Source organism: Flavobacterium sp. NRK F7, from assembly GCF_024054195.1.
Taxonomy (GTDB): Bacteria; Bacteroidota; Bacteroidia; order Flavobacteriales; family Flavobacteriaceae; genus Flavobacterium.
In genome coordinates this window covers 2,467,980-2,483,938 of the sequence record NZ_JAMXLB010000001.1, presented here as the reverse complement: position 1 = coordinate 2,483,938, position 15,959 = coordinate 2,467,980, and the positions used below count along the sequence as shown (strand labels likewise).

The 15,959-nt window shown below is 31.7% G+C and carries 17 protein-coding genes; 2 read left to right on the top strand and 15 right to left on the bottom strand.

The genetic code is table 11. The features are described 5' to 3' along the window. The 8 genes from NHF47_RS11235 to kduI are packed head-to-tail and all read right to left on the bottom strand — an operon-like array spanning position 1 to position 7,112. Positions 1 to 1,449: an MFS transporter gene (locus tag NHF47_RS11235; RefSeq protein ID WP_252765012.1), complete on the bottom strand. Its 1,449-nt coding sequence runs from the start codon at positions 1,447 to 1,449 to the stop codon at positions 1 to 3. A gap of 41 nt (positions 1,450 to 1,490) precedes the next feature. After that, positions 1,491 to 2,159 (bottom strand): bifunctional 4-hydroxy-2-oxoglutarate aldolase/2-dehydro-3-deoxy-phosphogluconate aldolase, encoded by a 669-nt coding sequence (locus tag NHF47_RS11230; protein WP_252765011.1) that lies wholly within the window; start codon positions 2,157 to 2,159, stop codon positions 1,491 to 1,493. A 2-nt stretch (positions 2,160 to 2,161) separates the two neighbouring features. After that, complete coding sequence (locus NHF47_RS11225) at positions 2,162 to 2,680, bottom strand: LacI family DNA-binding transcriptional regulator (protein ID WP_252765010.1); 519 nt, start codon at positions 2,678 to 2,680, stop codon at positions 2,162 to 2,164. 20 nt (positions 2,681 to 2,700) lie between these two features. Then, the gene (locus NHF47_RS11220) at positions 2,701 to 3,723 is read right to left on the bottom strand and encodes a sugar kinase (RefSeq protein WP_252765009.1); all 1,023 of its coding nucleotides are present in this window, start codon (positions 3,721 to 3,723) and stop codon (positions 2,701 to 2,703) included. 2 nt (positions 3,724 to 3,725) lie between these two features. Next, positions 3,726 to 4,073, bottom strand: coding sequence for a cupin domain-containing protein (locus NHF47_RS11215; protein ID WP_252765008.1), 348 nt, complete (start codon positions 4,071 to 4,073; stop codon positions 3,726 to 3,728). 4 nt (positions 4,074 to 4,077) lie between these two features. Further along, positions 4,078 to 5,478 carry a glucuronate isomerase gene (uxaC, locus tag NHF47_RS11210; protein ID WP_252765007.1) on the bottom strand — a complete coding sequence of 467 codons (1,401 nt, stop codon included), beginning with the start codon at positions 5,476 to 5,478 and terminating at the stop codon, positions 4,078 to 4,080. Positions 5,479 to 5,488: 10 nt separating this feature from the next. After that, positions 5,489 to 6,274 carry a gluconate 5-dehydrogenase gene (locus NHF47_RS11205; protein WP_252765006.1) on the bottom strand — a complete coding sequence of 262 codons (786 nt, stop codon included), beginning with the start codon at positions 6,272 to 6,274 and terminating at the stop codon, positions 5,489 to 5,491. 1 nt (position 6,275) lies between these two features. Further along, the gene (gene kduI / locus NHF47_RS11200; RefSeq protein ID WP_252765005.1) at positions 6,276 to 7,112 is read right to left on the bottom strand and encodes a 5-dehydro-4-deoxy-D-glucuronate isomerase; all 837 of its coding nucleotides are present in this window, start codon (positions 7,110 to 7,112) and stop codon (positions 6,276 to 6,278) included. Positions 7,113 to 7,358: 246 nt separating this feature from the next. Here kduI and NHF47_RS11195 point away from each other — a divergent pair, with 246 nt between their 5' ends. Further along, positions 7,359 to 9,278, top strand: coding sequence for a DUF294 nucleotidyltransferase-like domain-containing protein (locus tag NHF47_RS11195; RefSeq protein ID WP_252765004.1), 1,920 nt, complete (start codon positions 7,359 to 7,361; stop codon positions 9,276 to 9,278). A gap of 1 nt (position 9,279) precedes the next feature. After that, positions 9,280 to 9,882 carry a PolC-type DNA polymerase III gene (locus tag NHF47_RS11190; RefSeq protein ID WP_252765003.1) on the top strand — a complete coding sequence of 201 codons (603 nt, stop codon included), beginning with the start codon at positions 9,280 to 9,282 and terminating at the stop codon, positions 9,880 to 9,882. A 3-nt stretch (positions 9,883 to 9,885) separates the two neighbouring features. On the opposite strand, the gene NHF47_RS11185 is transcribed toward NHF47_RS11190, so the two are convergent. The 7 genes from NHF47_RS11185 to NHF47_RS11155 form a co-directional block, all read right to left on the bottom strand. Next, positions 9,886 to 11,616 carry an APC family permease gene (locus tag NHF47_RS11185; protein WP_252765002.1) on the bottom strand — a complete coding sequence of 577 codons (1,731 nt, stop codon included), beginning with the start codon at positions 11,614 to 11,616 and terminating at the stop codon, positions 9,886 to 9,888. A gap of 10 nt (positions 11,617 to 11,626) precedes the next feature. Continuing rightward, the gene (locus NHF47_RS11180; RefSeq protein WP_252765001.1) at positions 11,627 to 12,115 is read right to left on the bottom strand and encodes a 4'-phosphopantetheinyl transferase superfamily protein; all 489 of its coding nucleotides are present in this window, start codon (positions 12,113 to 12,115) and stop codon (positions 11,627 to 11,629) included. Next, a complete protein-coding gene (locus NHF47_RS11175; RefSeq protein WP_252765000.1) occupies positions 12,115 to 12,369 on the bottom strand; it encodes an acyl carrier protein in 255 nt (84 codons plus the stop codon). Before NHF47_RS11175 ends, NHF47_RS11180 begins: the two co-directional genes overlap by 1 nt. 15 nt (positions 12,370 to 12,384) lie before the next feature. Next, positions 12,385 to 13,653 carry a beta-ketoacyl synthase gene (locus tag NHF47_RS11170; RefSeq protein WP_252764999.1) on the bottom strand — a complete coding sequence of 423 codons (1,269 nt, stop codon included), beginning with the start codon at positions 13,651 to 13,653 and terminating at the stop codon, positions 12,385 to 12,387. Positions 13,654 to 13,738: 85 nt separating this feature from the next. After that, positions 13,739 to 14,161, bottom strand: a complete 423-nt coding sequence (locus NHF47_RS11165) for a 3-hydroxyacyl-ACP dehydratase FabZ family protein (protein ID WP_252764998.1) — start codon at positions 14,159 to 14,161, stop codon at positions 13,739 to 13,741. Positions 14,162 to 14,191: 30 nt separating this feature from the next. Beyond that, a complete protein-coding gene (locus tag NHF47_RS11160; RefSeq protein WP_252764997.1) occupies positions 14,192 to 15,244 on the bottom strand; it encodes a type III polyketide synthase in 1,053 nt (350 codons plus the stop codon). Between the two features lie 46 nt (positions 15,245 to 15,290). Further along, complete coding sequence (locus NHF47_RS11155; RefSeq protein WP_252766091.1) at positions 15,291 to 15,956, bottom strand: methyltransferase domain-containing protein; 666 nt, start codon at positions 15,954 to 15,956, stop codon at positions 15,291 to 15,293. Between the last annotated feature and the right edge of the window lie 3 nt (positions 15,957 to 15,959).

The following is a 15,959-nucleotide window of genomic DNA, read 5'->3' as shown; positions in this document are numbered from 1 at the left end:
TTATAAATCAGTAATCGGACTGTATTTCGGTACCAAAGTTTTCATTACCATCCAACCAATTAGATAACATACGGCACATATTGAAAAAATAATGAAATATCCAGCTTCGATTCCTTTAAATCCAAGGAATACCATATTTGTATTTTCGCTAAAATCAAATAATACTCCTGATCCTTTATTGATTAATGTTGAACCTAAACCACCTGCTAGACCTCCAATTCCAGTTACCGTTGCGATAGCTTTTTTAGGGAACATATCGCCTACAGTTGTAAAAATATTGGCGGACCATGCTTGATGTGCTGCTCCAGCAATACCAATTATAATTACTGGAATCCAATACGTATAATGACCTAAAGGTTGTGCTACTAAGGCTAATAGTGGAAAAAAAGCAAAAATTAGCATGGCTTTCATTCTTCCTTCATAAGGATTCATTCCTTTCTTGTCTACAAAATATGTTGGTAACCAACCCCCTACAATTGAAACTAACGTAATCGTGTATAAAATAAATAGTGGAAATGCAGCTTCAGTGGAATCCATTTGATATACTGAACTTAAATAAGCTGGGGTCCAAAATAAGAAAAACCACCAAACACCATCGGTCATGAATTTGCCAAAAGCAAATGCCCAAGTTTGCTTGTATTTAAAACATTCGAGTAAAGATGGCTTTTTAGAAGATTCTGGAACATATCCTTCAATTGTACTATCCAAAATAGTATCTTGTTGTATGTATGCTAATTCAGCTGCACTAACTCTCGGATGTTTCTCAGGTTTCTCGTATATAAATATCCAAAATCCCATCCAAACAAACCCTAAAGCCCCAATAATTATAAAAGCCATTTCCCAGCCGTAAGCTTTTGCAATAAACGGAATAGTCGCTGGAGCTAATAAAGCGCCAACAGTTGCTCCAGCATTAAAAATACTTGTAGAGAAAGCTCTATCTTTCTTTGGAAAATATTCAGCCGTTGTTTTGATGGCAGCAGGAAAATTACCTGCTTCTCCTAGAGCAAGAACAAAACGTGCGAAAATGAATAAAGTGACACTTACTGAAATTATTAACCCAGTATCATTAATGGTTGCAATACTATCTTTTGCTTCTTGGAACCCTACAAACCAACTACCTGTTAGATAACCAGAAGTAGCAATACCAGCAAAAGCATGTAAACAAGCACCTACAGACCAAACGCCTATTGCCCATAAAAAACCTTTTTTGGTATCCATAAGGTCCACAAAACGACCAGCAAATAATAGTGAAACTGCATAAAATATAGAAAACAATGCAGTTATGTTTCCGTAATCGTTATTTGTCCAATGGAATTCTGGAGCGATATAATCTTTCCAAGTTAAGGAAAGTACTTGTCGATCCAAGTAATTTATCGTAGTTGCTAAAAATAGAAGTCCACAAATGGTCCATCTAAAATGACTGGTCTTTTTTGGAGTTATTTCACTCATAATATTTTGTATTTAGCTCTATTTTTTTAAAATTGATAGTATTATTTTCTTATTTTTTGAATGATTGCCAAAGTATTTTTTACTTGATTGGTAAGTACAATATACTCTTGATTCTTAATGATTTCGTGGGAAATTAATTGTGACCCCATTCCAACACATGTTACTCCTGCTTGAAACCAGCTGGTTAAACTTTCTTCATTTGGAGAGACTCCACCCGTTGGCATAATAGAAGTCCATGGTTGGGGTGCTAAGGCACTTTTTACAAAATTAGGACCGTATATATCACCCGGAAATAATTTTACAATTTCGCAGCCTAATTCTTCAGCTTTAGCGATTTCAGTTAATGAACCACAACCTGGTGACCATAACACTTTTCTTCGGTTACAAACGATTGCAATATCTTCTCTTAAGACAGGAGTTACTATAAAATTTGCTCCCAATAACATATATAAAGATGCTGCAGCTGCATCTGTTACTGAGCCTACACCCAAAATCATTTCTGGCAATTCTTTTGTAGTATATTGTATTAATTCTGTAAAAACGAGATGTGCAAAATCTCCTCTTGAAGTAAATTCAAATAAGCGCGCACCACCATCATAGCAAGCTTTTATAACTTTTTTACAAATTTCAATATCAGCGTTATAGTACAATGGTACTAAGCCCGTTTCTTTCATTTTTTGAAATACTTCAATACGAGTAAATTGAGCCATAACTATTTTATATTTTTTAATAAATTTTCGAAAATGGATAAACAATAGGTTTTAGACACGCTATTACTTTCTTCTTTTTGAATTTGAATACACGCTACTGGAATATTTTTATTGGGGGCATGTTTGTAACGGATAATTTTTTCGTCAAATGCTGAAAAAACGATTGCCGCATCCACACTCCCATCATTTACATCATACAAATATTCGGTCACTTTATTAATTTCTTCGAAAGATTGAAATAACATAATACGATATCCGAATTTTGTAGCACTTAATTCTAATTCACAAAGAATATCACTATAAATTGAGTCGTTTATTTTAGGTACAATAACCGCTACAATATAGGATTTACAACCTCGAAGTGCTAGAGCGTTTTTATTAGGTTTATAATTGATTTTACATGCATAATCTTGAATTATTTTTTTGGTATCATGATTAATATCATCTTTGTCATTCAAGGCTTTAGAAACCGTTGAAATAGAAAAACCTGTTAAATGCGATATTTTCTTTAATGTAATCATCTTTTTAAATTTGAAGCTATTTAACGAGACACTTTTGCAGAACCATCTCCTTCAATAATATGCTCTATTTCTTCTAAAGTAGCTAAATTATAATCCCCCACAATAGTATGTTTTAAACAGCAAGCAGCTACTGCAAATTCTAATGTTTTTTGATTTTCAAAAGATGGATTTAATAACCCATAAATTAACCCTCCCATAAAAGCATCACCTGTACCTACTCTATCGACAACTGGTGTAACTTCTTTAACTGCTGCTTTATAAATTTTTTTCCCATCATATAAAATACCTCCAATTTTTTGGTGTGATGCATTAATGGAATAGCGTAAGGTGGTAGCCGCTATTTTTAAATTCTTACAATGATCAAAAAGTTTTTCATATAAACTAGGCAATGCATTTTCATCTGCATAGTTTGGAGCTACTTTTTCTTTTCCTAACATAAAATAAGCTGTGTCTATATCTCCTAAAATAACATGACAATATTGAAGTAATTCAGGCATAATGTCTGCAGGAGTTCTACCATATTTCCATAGTTTAGAGCGATAATTTAAGTCACATGAAATGGTTAGACCTAATTTATGAGCCGTTTTAATAGCTAACAAACATTCGTCAGCAGCATTTTGTGAAATTGCGGGAGTAATGCCACTCCAATGAAACCATGTTTTTCCCTTTAGAATTTTTTCCCAATCAAAAGTACCTGGTTGAATCGTTGCAATTGCACTATTGGCTCTATCATAAACGACATTACTGCCTCTATTTCCTGCACCTGTTTCTAAAAAATAAATACCTAATCGATCGCCACCAAAAAGAACATTTTCGGAAATAACATTCATTTTACGCATTTCTTTTAAAGCACAATGACCGATTTCATTATCTGGTATGCGCGTTACAAATTCTGCCTCAATGCCATAATTTGCTAACGAAACAGCGACATTGAATTCGCCTCCACCATAAGATGCAGCAAAACTTTTTGATTGGCCGAATCGCAAATGTCTTTCAGTTGACAAACGCAACATGATTTCTCCAAAACTAACTACTGTATTCATTTCTATGTTTCATTAGTAATAAAATCGTTTCTCATTGGGTGAAAAACATCAATTAAAATTCCTGCTTTTTTACAAATCACGCCATGCCTAACATTGGAAGGAATAAAAAAAGAATCACCCCCTTGTAAGGTTTTGGTTTCATTATCGATAATTACTTCAAAAACACCTTCTGTAATGTAGGTTGTTTGTGTATGCTTATGAGAATGAATCGTGCCAATACCACCTGTTTCAAAATGAACTTTTACCATCATCATAGTTTCATCAAAACCCATTATTTTTCTTTGTATTTTATCGGTTACAAATTCCCAACTGATACTATCATCATTAAAAAATAGTGTTGTACTTGACATAATTTTAAAAATTAAAATATTCTTTAGCGTTATGATAACTAATATCGGCTACCATTTTACCAATCCATTCCATTTCATTTGGTAATTCCCCTCTTTGAATTTCATCTCCTAAAAGATTGCATAATATTCTTCTAAAATATTCGTGTCTAGGAAAAGATAAAAAACTTCTAGAATCGGTTAACATACCTATAAAACAGCTAATTAATCCCATATTGGATAAGGCATTTAATTGTTTGGTCATACCGTCTTTTTGATCTAAAAACCACCATCCAGAACCCAATTGCACTTTCCCTTTTATACTTCCATCATTAAAATTACCAATCATAGTTGCCATCACTTCATTATCAGATGGATTTAAATTATAAATTATCGTTTTAGTCAATTTATCATTGCTGTCTAAAGCATTTAAAAAAGCGGCTAGTTTTTGAGCCTGTGGATAATCTCCAATGGAATCCCAACCCGTATCTGGTCCTAAAATACGATGCATGCGTGCATTATTATTTCGTAAAGCACCTAAGTGAAATTGCTGTACCCAACCTAATTCATGATAAGATTCTGAGAGAAACAATAAAATGGCACTTTGAAATTTTAAAATTTCTTCCTGATTTAAAACTCCATTTTGACGCTTTCTTTTAAATATCGTATCAATTTCAGCAGCCGTAAAATTTTCATAATAAATATGCTCTAAACCATGATCTGAAAGTTTACATCCATTTTCATTAAAATAATGCATTCTTTTTAAAAGCGCTTCACATAAATTGGTATACGAATTAATTTCTATTCCTGAAACGGAAGCCAAAGTATCTAAGTAGTCATTATAACCCTCATTGGCTATTAAAATAGCTTTATCAGGCCTAAAAGCAGTACTGACTTTTATTTCAAAATTACTATTTGCTACTTGCTTATGATACTTTAAGTTATCAATTGGATCTTCAGTAGTACAAACTAACTCTGCATTTACTTTGCGCAATAAATTTTGAGTGCTAAAAGCATTTGTTTTTATTTTTTCAGTTGCAGCATCATAAATAGTATTAGCCGATTTTTCATTTAATAATTCGTGGATGTCAAAATAGCGTGCTAATTCTAAATGTGTCCAATGATACAAAGGATTTCTCATGGTATAAGGAACGGTTTTTCCCCATTGTTGAAATTTCTCTCTGTCAGAAGCATTTCCTGTTATAAATTGTTCGTTAACACCCAAAGTACGCATCGCTCTCCATTTATAATGATCGCCATTAATCCACACTTTAGTTATATTTTCAAAAACATGATCCTCTGCAATTAATTGAGGAGATAAATGATTGTGATAATCTATAATAGGTTGGTTTTTAGAATAGTTATGATATAACTCTTCCGCATATTTATTTTCAAGAAGAAAATTATCGTTTATAAAGTATTTGCTCATTTTAATAAAATTAGTCTTCGTTAGAAGGTTTACCAATAGTAGCCAATATGCCACCATCAACATATATAATTTGACCATTTACAAAGTCACTTGCTTTAGAGGCTAAAAAAATGACAGTTCCAGCTAAATCATCAGGGTTTCCCCATCGAGCTGCCGGCGTTCTATTAATTATAAAATCATTAAAAGGATGACCATCTACACGAATGGGTTCTGTTTGTGAGGTAGCAAAATATCCAGGTCCAATTCCATTAACTTGAATATTATATTTTGCCCATTCCGTGGCTAAATTCTTTGTTAGCATTTTCAAACCCCCTTTTGCCGCTGCATAAGCTGAAACCGTATTACGACCCAATTCACTCATCATAGAACAGATATTGATAATTTTTCCTTCTCTTCTTTCTATCATTTGTTTCGCTACTAATTGTGACATTATGAAAGGACCAACTAAATCCACATCAATTACTTTTCTAAAATCGGATACAGGCATACTAACCGCTAATTCTCTCTTGATTATTCCTGCATTATTAACTAATATATGTATGTCTCCTAATTCTTTCGTAATGATTGAAAAATATTTGGCAGCATCTAATTCATTGGTAACATCAAATAAATAACCGGAAGCGCCATATCCTTTACCTTTATAATAATTTAAAGCTTCTTCCATTTTTGCAGGTGTAGTACCTGTAATTACTAATTCAGCACCAGCAGTTGCTAATCCTTCTGCCATGGCCATACCTAGGCCATGTGTTCCACCTGTTATTAAAGCTCTTTTCCCTTTTAAATCAAATAAATTCATCTTATTTTAATTCATTTGGTGTCACAATATCCATATCTCCATAATCTAAATTTTCACCCGCCATTCCCCAAATAAAGGAATAATTTGATGTACCAGAACCAGAATGAATAGACCACTCTGGAGATAAAACCGCTTGGTTATTTTGTAAAAATAGATGCCTTGTATGTTCGGGTTCGCCCATAAAATGAGCTATTGTTTGTCCGTCTTCCAAATCAAAATAGAAATAGGCTTCCATTCTTCTATTATGAGTATGTGCTGGCATGGTGTTCCAAACATTTCCAGGCAAAAGTTCTGTTAATCCCATTTGTAACTGACAGGTTTCAACTACACTATTTACTAAAAGCTTATTAATGATTCTTTTATTAGAATACTTTTCTTCTCCTAAATGCACAATTTCAGCATTTTCTTTCGTTACTTTCTTAGTTGGAAAATGTTTATGAGCAGGAGCAGAATTAATATAAAATAAAGCTGGATTTTGTTCACTGCTTGAAAACAAAACAGATACTGCTCCAGACCCTATATATAAAGCTTCTTTTTTATGCAATTCAAATACTTCACCATCAACCGTAACTTTACCTTTTCCACCCACATTAATAATTCCTAATTCTCTTCTATCCAAAAAGTTTTCAGATTTTAAATAAGCAATACTTTGCAATTGTAAATTTTCAGTTACAGGCATAATTCCTCCTACAATATATCTATCATACATGGAGTACGTTAACTGTATTTTATCGGGTTGAAATAGATTTTCAATAAGGAATTGTTTTCTTATTTCATCAGTATCATATTTTCTTGCATCATTTGGATGAGACGCATATCTAAATTCTGTTGTAATCATTCTTTTAAAAAATTTTTCGTAATCGATTACGTAAAAATACTATTTTTTTTTAATAAAAATAATATTTTGAAAAAATAATCACTTTTTTTAACAAATGTCATAAAATAAAAGATGTTTTTTTGCTATATAATTCAATAGATTAAGGATACAACAAGATTTTTTTTATAAAAGAAAAATATCAGTTTTAAATCCCAATATATATAAAAATCTAGTATATTTAAATGTTCAATTGAGAGTCTTAAGTATATGAAAAATGCAATTGCAGAAAGAATTCATGATTTTTTAAAAAAGTTTCACCCTTTTAAAAGTATAGATGATGATAATTTATTTACAATAGCACAAAGTGTAAGTGTTTTATATCTTGAAAAAAATGATTATTTATTCAAAGTAAATGATGAAACACATGATGCCTTTTATGTAGTAGCCTCTGGAGCTATTGGATTAAGTATAACATCAGATTCAGATGATGTTTTAATTGATAAATGTGATGAAGGTGATATATTAGGATTACGCCCTTTTTTTGCAAAAGATAATTATTTAATGAATGCAAAAGCTCGTGAAGAATCTATCATATATGCTATACCTATTGCAATTTTTAAACCTATAGTTATAAAAAATGCAAGTGTTTTAGAGTTTTTATTACAAAGCTTTGCTTCAAATACCAGAAACCCTTTAGATAAAAAAAATAAAGGAAAATTGCTTTCTGAAAATGTAATTTATGATGATACTTCTAACGAGATTCAATATTACCAACCCATTCATTATACCAAAAATCCGGTTACAGCTTCTACTTTAGATATAGTAAGACATGTGGCACAAACAATGACAAACAAAAAGATTGGTAGTATTATTATCCATGAAAATAAGTTACCTGTAGGGATTTTAACCGATAAAGATTTGCGTTCTAAAATTGCCACAGGTTTACATCCTATAGATATTACAATTGATAAAATAATGTCTTCACCAGTAATTACAGTAGCGGAAAATATTTCTGTGGTTGAAGCCCAAATGATGATGTTAAAACATAATGTAGCGCATTTGTGTGTAACTAAAGATGGCACCAATCTTTCCGAAATAAAAGGTATTATTTCAGAACATGATATTGTAGTAGCTCAAGCTAATAATCCTGGTGTTTTATTACGTCAAACGAGAAGAGCGCAAAATACCAATGATTTAAAAAGTATTCGTGAGAAAGTAACCGATTTGATTCAAAATTCAATTGACAAAGACATACCTATTTATCATATCTGTTCGATTGTAGGAGAAATTAATATTGCGATTACCAAAAGAGCCATTGAACAAGCGATTGAAAAATTAGGTACACCTCCTCCTACTCGTTTTGCTTGGTTGAATGTGGGAAGTCAAGGAAGGAAAGAGCAATTATTACTAACCGATCAAGATAATGCATTGGTTTTTGAAGATGTAAGTGAAGCCCAATACGATGAAGTAAAAAATTATTTTATTGCCTTAGCGGATATTGTAACTAAAAAATTAAATACAATTGGTTACGAATTTTGTCCTGCTAACATGATGGCAAGTAACCCCATGTGGTGTAAATCAGTAAGTGAATGGCAAAATCAATTTTATAGTTGGATACATCATCCTGGTGAAAAAGGAATATTAATGTGTACCATCTTTTTTGATTATGATTTCGTGTATGGTGATGAAAATTTAATGCATGAAATTACCAATACCATTTTAAAAGAAACACATGACAACCAATTATTTTATGCCTATTTAGGTGCCAATGCATTAGAAAATCCAGCACCTTTAGGCTTTTTTAGACAATTTTTAGTTGAAAATGATGGAGAACACAAAGATACCTTCGATATTAAATCAAGAGCATTACTTCCATTAGTAGATGCAGCACGTATTTTAATTTTAAGTGTAGGTATTCGAAATATAAATAATACGGCCTTGCGTTTTGCTAAATTAGCAGAAATTGAACCTCAAAATGCGGTAATTTATAAATCATGTGAAGAAGCATTTTTGGAATTATTAAAATTTAGAACTGAAGAAGGTTTAGAACACAATTCTGACGGTAGGTATTTAAATTTGAACGAGTTAACAAAATTAGATAAAGTAAAACTTAAAAATGATTTTCAACCAATTAACGATATTCAGGAAGTAATCAAAAATCGCTTTAAGTTGACTTATTTTACGTAATATGAAATGGCCTTTTAAAAATATAATTAAAGAGTATCCTCCTTTTTGGAAAACGTATCTCTCCTATTTTGAGGAAAAAAATAACGAGAGGAGATATGTCGTTTTCGACAGTGAAACCACCGGATTAGATACCCTTAATGATCGTATTTTATCGATTGGAGCTGTTGCTATTATTGGAAATCAAATTGTGGTGAACGATTATTTCCAAGTTCTCATTTCACAAGAAATCTTTAATGCAGCAACAGTGCCCATTCATGGTATTTTAAAAGAAGGAAATCTGCCTAAAATTAGCGAACAAGAAGCTGTCATTCATTTTTTAAATTTTATAAAAAATGCAACGCTTGTAGGACATCATATTGCCTTTGATATTGAAATGATTAATGAAGCCTTGGATCGAATGGATGCAGGCAGATTAAAAAATCAATATATGGATACGGATATTATGTACCAAAAATGGAAACATTTTCCAGAAGAACAACATACTTCTCTAGACGAACTTTGCTCTGTTTTTAATATACGAAAAACCGATAGACATACCGCAACTGGTGATGCCTATATCACAGCACTCCTATTTTTAAAACTAAAAAGAAAATTAGGAATTTAAGATTTACATTATCAATCGGACACCACCTAATTCCTCAATTTTATAGGGAAACTTATCACTTGGTGAGGCTATAAACATAAAATTTACTGGGATTTTCCATTTTTTAGACAATTCATTGATTAATTTAGGACCAAATTCTCCTTCAATTTCAATAAAGTCAATTTTTATTTCAGGATATTCTCTATCTAAAAAAGCAATATCATTTCGTAAGCGTTCAGAAGCCGTTTCATTTGGTTTTACTACAGTAACAATTTTTATCTTTTTAGTTTGTTCGTTTTCTTTAATGTATAACATCACAATATTCAAATGTTCTAAGTCATCATTTTTAGTAAAGAAAACAAATTCTTGAATAATGATACTATTAATTAAATTGATAATCTTTGTATTGAAATATTTAAAAATACTTAAAATGGCTTTTAAAACAACTATACGTTTCAACATCATCACAATAAAACCAATTGTAATGATAAAATAAGGTAAAAACACCTGAACATTGCTTGGTAAATTATCTTTAGGTTCCATCAAAATATTTCCAGTTAAAGCAATTAAAACAGCAGTTATTGCAATAATTACAGCAATCCAACTTGCTTTTTCAGGCCGTGGTAATTTGGCTCTTTTTAATTTTAATAAGATGTTACCAAAACCAAACAAAGCCATTACCGATAAAAAGGATATGGTATAAACTCCAGCTAATAGTTTTACATTTCCTTTCGTAATTAATAGAACCGAAACACTTAAAATAAAAAATAAGGCAATAATTCGGTAAGAACTTCCCCTTTTGTTTTTCTTTAAAAGCATATTGGGTAAAATGCGATCCAATGTCATTCGTTCTAATAATCCTGAAACACCAACATAGCTGGTTAAAACGGCTCCACTTAATACCAAAACTGCATCGATAGCAATTAGCATAGCTACCCATTTTCCACCAACAAAAAGGCCCATTTCAATTAATAAAGTATTTTGAAAAGCGTCACTTTGCAACATGTCCATATTAAATATACTTAGGGCAAAAAATGCCATTAATGGATTAATGATACTTACCACAATCCACATGTTTCGCAAGGTTTTAGGAAAAACACCTTTTTTTTGCTCTTCTACAAAATTGGCCGAACTTTCAAATCCTGAAACACCTAACATGGAGGCTGAAAAACCAAAGAAAATAGCCATAGTTATACTACCATGAGTGGGTAAATGCCAATTTTCAATAAATTGGTCAAAACCATTATAAAAGAAGTAGTATACAATAAATAAAGTGAGTATAAACAAGGAAGTTAAATGAAAAAGGAAAATACCTATTGCAACTTTAGCTGATTCTGAAATTCCCCCTATAACTAATGCTGCAAATAGAGCTAATAATACTATGGTAGCTAATAATATAGGCATTTGAGGTACTAAATGATGTAAATAGTGCATGGCTTCATTAGCAGAAATTACTGCTGTGGCCATATAAGACAATAAAGTTAATGTGGCAGCAACAGAAGCTAATTGTTTGCTGGTTGTATTTAATAAGGCATTATAAGCACCTCCATTTAGAGGTAAAGCACCTACAACTTCTCCATATATTTTACGAAATAAAAATAAAACAAATGCAACAATTAAAAGTGTTATCCAAGCATACTGACCCGCATAAAAAATGGACAATGCAGAAACATAGAGTACGGAAGAGCTAATATCATTTCCACATATGGCCGTTGAAGCTAATTCTCCTAATTTTTTAATTTTTGATTGTGACATCTTATTTATTTTATGATTTGAATTGTATTATTTTTTGATAAGCACCATGATGACTAATCGAAATGCTTTGATTAGTTAAGGCACAGTAAGGTAAGAAATTTTTGTCTTTCTTAATACATTGAGGAGTAACTTCAATGATTTGATTTAAATGAGAAAATTTTGTTGTTACGATTGAATGAATCCAGTCAGTTGTAATTATTGTTTTACCAAAAAAATCCATTCCAAATAATTCGAGCGTAGAAAGAGCTATAGAATCTTTAATTTCTAAACTTTTAATCTTAATTTTTTCGGGATAAAAACCTCTATTAATTTGTATTCTTTGATAAGCTTTATACGTACTTTCTTTCAAAGACCAAAGTATCCAAACCATTATATCTTGATTTTTAGCAGTACGTATATAGTTTTGTTCCAAATCAGTAAAAAGCTTATTCAAATAGCCTTTTCTTTTCCAGTTACTTTCTCTTTTCGCCAATGCTAAATCAACAATATCATTGCCCATTATTGTGCTGCTAATTTTTTTTGAATTATCGCTACTGTATTTTCCACAGTAAGCATCTTTTCCATGGATTCATTATCAATTTCAATATGGAATGCTTCTTCAATATCTAGAACAATATCTACTAAATTTGCAGAATTGATATTTAAATCGGTTATAAAATCGGTAGTATCATTAAGATTTTTAAATGCCTCTTCATTTTTTACAAAGGGTTGCACGATAGGCTTTAATTTTTCTATAATTGCTTCTTTTGTCATGTTTTTTTTAGATTTTTAATATTTTTTAAAGATAAGACAACCATTTACATCTCCAAAACCAAAACTGGCTTTTGCAACCACATTTAAGGATTTCTTAATCATTTGTTGCGGAATGGAATTTTCTCCAATTAATTCTAATATATTAGGATGTATATCATCACAATTTATATTTGGGAAAATAAATCCTTCATAAATTTGAAGTACTGTAGCTACTGATTCCATACTTCCAGAAGCAGATAAACCATGACCTATCATGGATTTAAGCGAATTAATGTACGGAAAATTAGTCCCTTTTCGCTGCAAAGCTTGGGTCCAATTTTCAATTTCTAAGGTATCTTTTGTTGTGGCAGTTAAATGACCATTTATGGCATCAATTTCATTGGGATGAATTGCTGCATCTTCTAAAGCTGCCCTAATGCATTTTTGAACTGCAATTGGGTTGGGCGCAGTCATCGTTCCTTCACCACGTTGGCCACCTGAATTTACATGGCCACCTGTAATTTCTGCATAAATTTTGGCTCCCCTTTCTAAAGCACTTTCTAATTCTTCTATTACCAAAGCTCCTGCTCCACTACTTGGAACAAATCCAGAAGCACTTGCACTCATTGGTCTTGAGCCTTTTTCTGGGGTATCATTATGCTTGAACGTACATACTCGCATGGCATCGAAACCGCCCCAAATATAGGGTCCAGAATCACTCGTACTACCTACCAACATTCTTTTAGCTTTTCCATTTTGAATGCGTTCCAATCCTAATAGTATGCTTTCAGTTCCAGTTGTACAAGCGGAAGAATTAGTAGAGACTTGATTTCCTAATCCTAATTTTCCTCCAATATAAGCGGAAATACCACTAGCCATGGTTTGTGCAACAACGGTGCTTCCTAATCTTCTCGTTTGAAAGTCATCAATTTTATAAATGGCTTCTCTAAAGGTTTCAATTCCTGATGTTCCTGTACCAAAAATAGTTCCACTATTCCAATCGGGTTGATTGTTATTTTCCAAAGTTAAACCAGCATCTTTCCAAGCGTCTATAGCAGCAATAACCCCATATAAAATACCACTCGAATTAAAACTACGCAATTCTAATTCGTTGAAATAATTTCGTTTCATTTTTTCTGATATTTCAGGTGTACCTGCTATTTGACAAGAAAATTTCAAGCGTTCTAATTCAGGTTGAAATTTGATGCCCGAAATTCCATTTTTAATAGCATGGGTAAAAGCATCCAAATCGATACCATTTGGAGCAACAATGCCTAGACCTGTTATGACGACTCTTTTTTTCAAATTCAATTAAAATTTTAATTATAACTTTAAAAATTAACTTAAAACAACTTTAAACATCTTTAAACCAATTAAATAGGTATACTTCCTAAGTTACCATCCCTGCTAAAGTTCCTGTACAAATTACTTCATTATTTTCATTTATCATTTTTACTTTACATTTCAGTTTTCCAAAACGATAATAAATTTTTTCAGAAATGACCATTACTTTTTCATTTGGATATACGGGTTTTAAAAACTCAATTTCAGAGGATGTAAAAGCAATACTTTCTTTTTTTTCAGAATCACTTAAATAGATTCCTAAACATACTAATCCAATTTGTGCCATGGTTTCTATTAGTATAACACCAGGTGTAATCGGATTATTTTTAAAATGTCCTTTATAGAAATCCAAGTTTTCATTAAAAATGAAGGTACCTACTACTCCATTTTCAGTAATTGAAATAATTTCATCCACAAACAAAAAAGGTTTGGAATAAGGTAGCTTATTAATAATATCTTGATTATTCATTTTGATTTCCGATTATAGACATTACTTTTCTTACCATTCTAATAATATCCGTTGGGCAGTAAAACCAGGTCCAAAACTAAGCATAATCCCTTTTTCTCCTTTATTTGGTTGCTTTAATACTATGCGCTCAAGGACATACAATACAGTGGCACTTGACATATTTCCATACAATCGCAAAACTTCTTTCGTATCATCGATATTTTTACCTAATTCTGAAAACAAACCTTCTACTAAGGTAATTATTTTTTTTCCACCAGGATGAAATATTAAATGATCAATATTGGCAATAGTCAATTGATTTTTTTTCAAAAAAGGATGAATAATCTTTGGAAAATGCGCTTCAATTGTATTGGGAACTTCTATATCTAAAATCATTTTTAAACCCGAATTGGTTAGTTCAAAGCCCATCATATGTTCGTTATCATAAAAATGATACATGGATTCATCTAAAATTTTAGGACCTTCCTCGTTTTCGTAAGAAGAAAGTAAGACACAAGCTGCTCCATCACCAAAAATAGCTGCACTTACAATATTTGCCATTGAAAAATCATCTAGTTGAAAAGTGGCGGTTGGACTTTCAACTGTAATTACTGCAGCCCGTTTATTAGGATTGGCTTTTAGAAAATTTTTAGCATAAATAATACCCGAAACCCCACCTACACATCCCATTTCAGTTACTGGTAATCGAACAATATCTTGTTTGAGTCCTAATTTATTAATTAAATAAGCATCTAAAGAGGGAATCATGATACCGGTACAACTTACTGTAATAATAAAATCAAGACTTTCGGTTGACCAATTTGCTTTTTGTAAGGCTTTTTGAAGCACTTTTTCCCCTAAAACAATCATTTCTCTGGCATAGATAGCATTTCGTTGCTCAAACGATTGAAGCGAAAATACTTCTTCAGGACTCATAATAGAGTATCGTTTATCAACTTGAGCCCCTTCAAAAATTTTCTTCACTTTTCGTTTGAAACGATCCTCTTGGTTGGCAAGCCATATGTCCAAAAAAGGAAAAATTTCTGCTGTTTCCCTTGAAAATTGTGGGACTTGTGTTGTTACTGTTATTATTTTTACCGACATATTTTTACATGTATATAGAGAGTCGAAGTGGAATCTCTTTTCTATTTTATTTTTGAATAATCCATTGGTAACGAAAGGCCCATTTCCAATGAACGGAATAGTTTTTTAAATTATTTTTTTCAGAAAACTGAACTAATTCTTTCTTTTTAAAACCTCTCAAAATGGAAATTAACCCGTCTTCGCGAGACATTTTGTTGAGTTGGAAAACAAAACAAAGCAATTGAAATAAGCGATAAGCAATTCTATTTCTATGCAAATCATTTATCACAATTCCCAATTTTGCATTATTATTAAACAACTGCAATAAATAATCGATCTGATTGTTTTTAAAATGATGCAACGTCAAAGTGCATAATACGATGTCATATTTTAATTTGCGAAATGCTTCCTCAAAAATATCCCAGCATTCATATTGAATCATAGGATAACTAGATGACAATTGTTTTGCATATTCAATTGTAAAAGCATTGGCATCTATCCCTATAAGATGAAAGGTATACTTCTTTTTTTTACCAAAATCGGCTAATGCACGTAACATATCGCCATTTCCGCATCCGACATCTACTATTGTTATGTGTTTGTCCTTTGTAGCTGTTAGTAATTTTTGAATACCTTCTAAAGTCAATTTATTGCCACCTAACAATCGATTTATAACTGCAATTTTATCCAAAGCTTCTCGTAATTCTTCTCCTTTCAGAGAAAAATCATCCATAAT

Excerpts from the sequence above, each read along its gene's own strand:
- NHF47_RS11215 (WP_252765008.1), bottom strand. The coding sequence starts at position 4,073 with ATGTCAAGTACAACACTATTTTTTAATGATGATAGTATCAGTTGGGAA.
- NHF47_RS11205 (WP_252765006.1), bottom strand. The coding sequence starts at position 6,274 with ATGAATTTATTTGATTTAAAAGGGAAAAGAGCTTTAATAACAGGTGGA.
- kduI (WP_252765005.1), bottom strand. The coding sequence starts at position 7,112 with ATGATTACAACAGAATTTAGATATGCGTCTCATCCAAATGATGCAAGA.
- NHF47_RS11195 (WP_252765004.1), top strand. The coding sequence starts at position 7,359 with ATGAAAAATGCAATTGCAGAAAGAATTCATGATTTTTTAAAAAAGTTT.
- NHF47_RS11155 (WP_252766091.1), bottom strand. The coding sequence starts at position 15,956 with ATGGATGATTTTTCTCTGAAAGGAGAAGAATTACGAGAAGCTTTGGAT.
- NHF47_RS11235 (WP_252765012.1), bottom strand. The coding sequence starts at position 1,449 with ATGAGTGAAATAACTCCAAAAAAGACCAGTCATTTTAGATGGACCATT.
- NHF47_RS11225 (WP_252765010.1), bottom strand. The coding sequence starts at position 2,680 with ATGATTACATTAAAGAAAATATCGCATTTAACAGGTTTTTCTATTTCA.
- NHF47_RS11190 (WP_252765003.1), top strand. The coding sequence starts at position 9,280 with ATGAAATGGCCTTTTAAAAATATAATTAAAGAGTATCCTCCTTTTTGG.
- NHF47_RS11165 (WP_252764998.1), bottom strand. The coding sequence starts at position 14,161 with ATGAATAATCAAGATATTATTAATAAGCTACCTTATTCCAAACCTTTT.
- NHF47_RS11180 (WP_252765001.1), bottom strand. The coding sequence starts at position 12,115 with ATGGGCAATGATATTGTTGATTTAGCATTGGCGAAAAGAGAAAGTAAC.
- NHF47_RS11175 (WP_252765000.1), bottom strand. The coding sequence starts at position 12,369 with ATGACAAAAGAAGCAATTATAGAAAAATTAAAGCCTATCGTGCAACCC.
- NHF47_RS11230 (WP_252765011.1), bottom strand. The coding sequence starts at position 2,159 with ATGGCTCAATTTACTCGTATTGAAGTATTTCAAAAAATGAAAGAAACG.
- NHF47_RS11220 (WP_252765009.1), bottom strand. The coding sequence starts at position 3,723 with ATGAATACAGTAGTTAGTTTTGGAGAAATCATGTTGCGTTTGTCAACT.
- NHF47_RS11160 (WP_252764997.1), bottom strand. The coding sequence starts at position 15,244 with ATGTCGGTAAAAATAATAACAGTAACAACACAAGTCCCACAATTTTCA.
- NHF47_RS11185 (WP_252765002.1), bottom strand. The coding sequence starts at position 11,616 with ATGTCACAATCAAAAATTAAAAAATTAGGAGAATTAGCTTCAACGGCC.
- uxaC (WP_252765007.1), bottom strand. The coding sequence starts at position 5,478 with ATGAGCAAATACTTTATAAACGATAATTTTCTTCTTGAAAATAAATAT.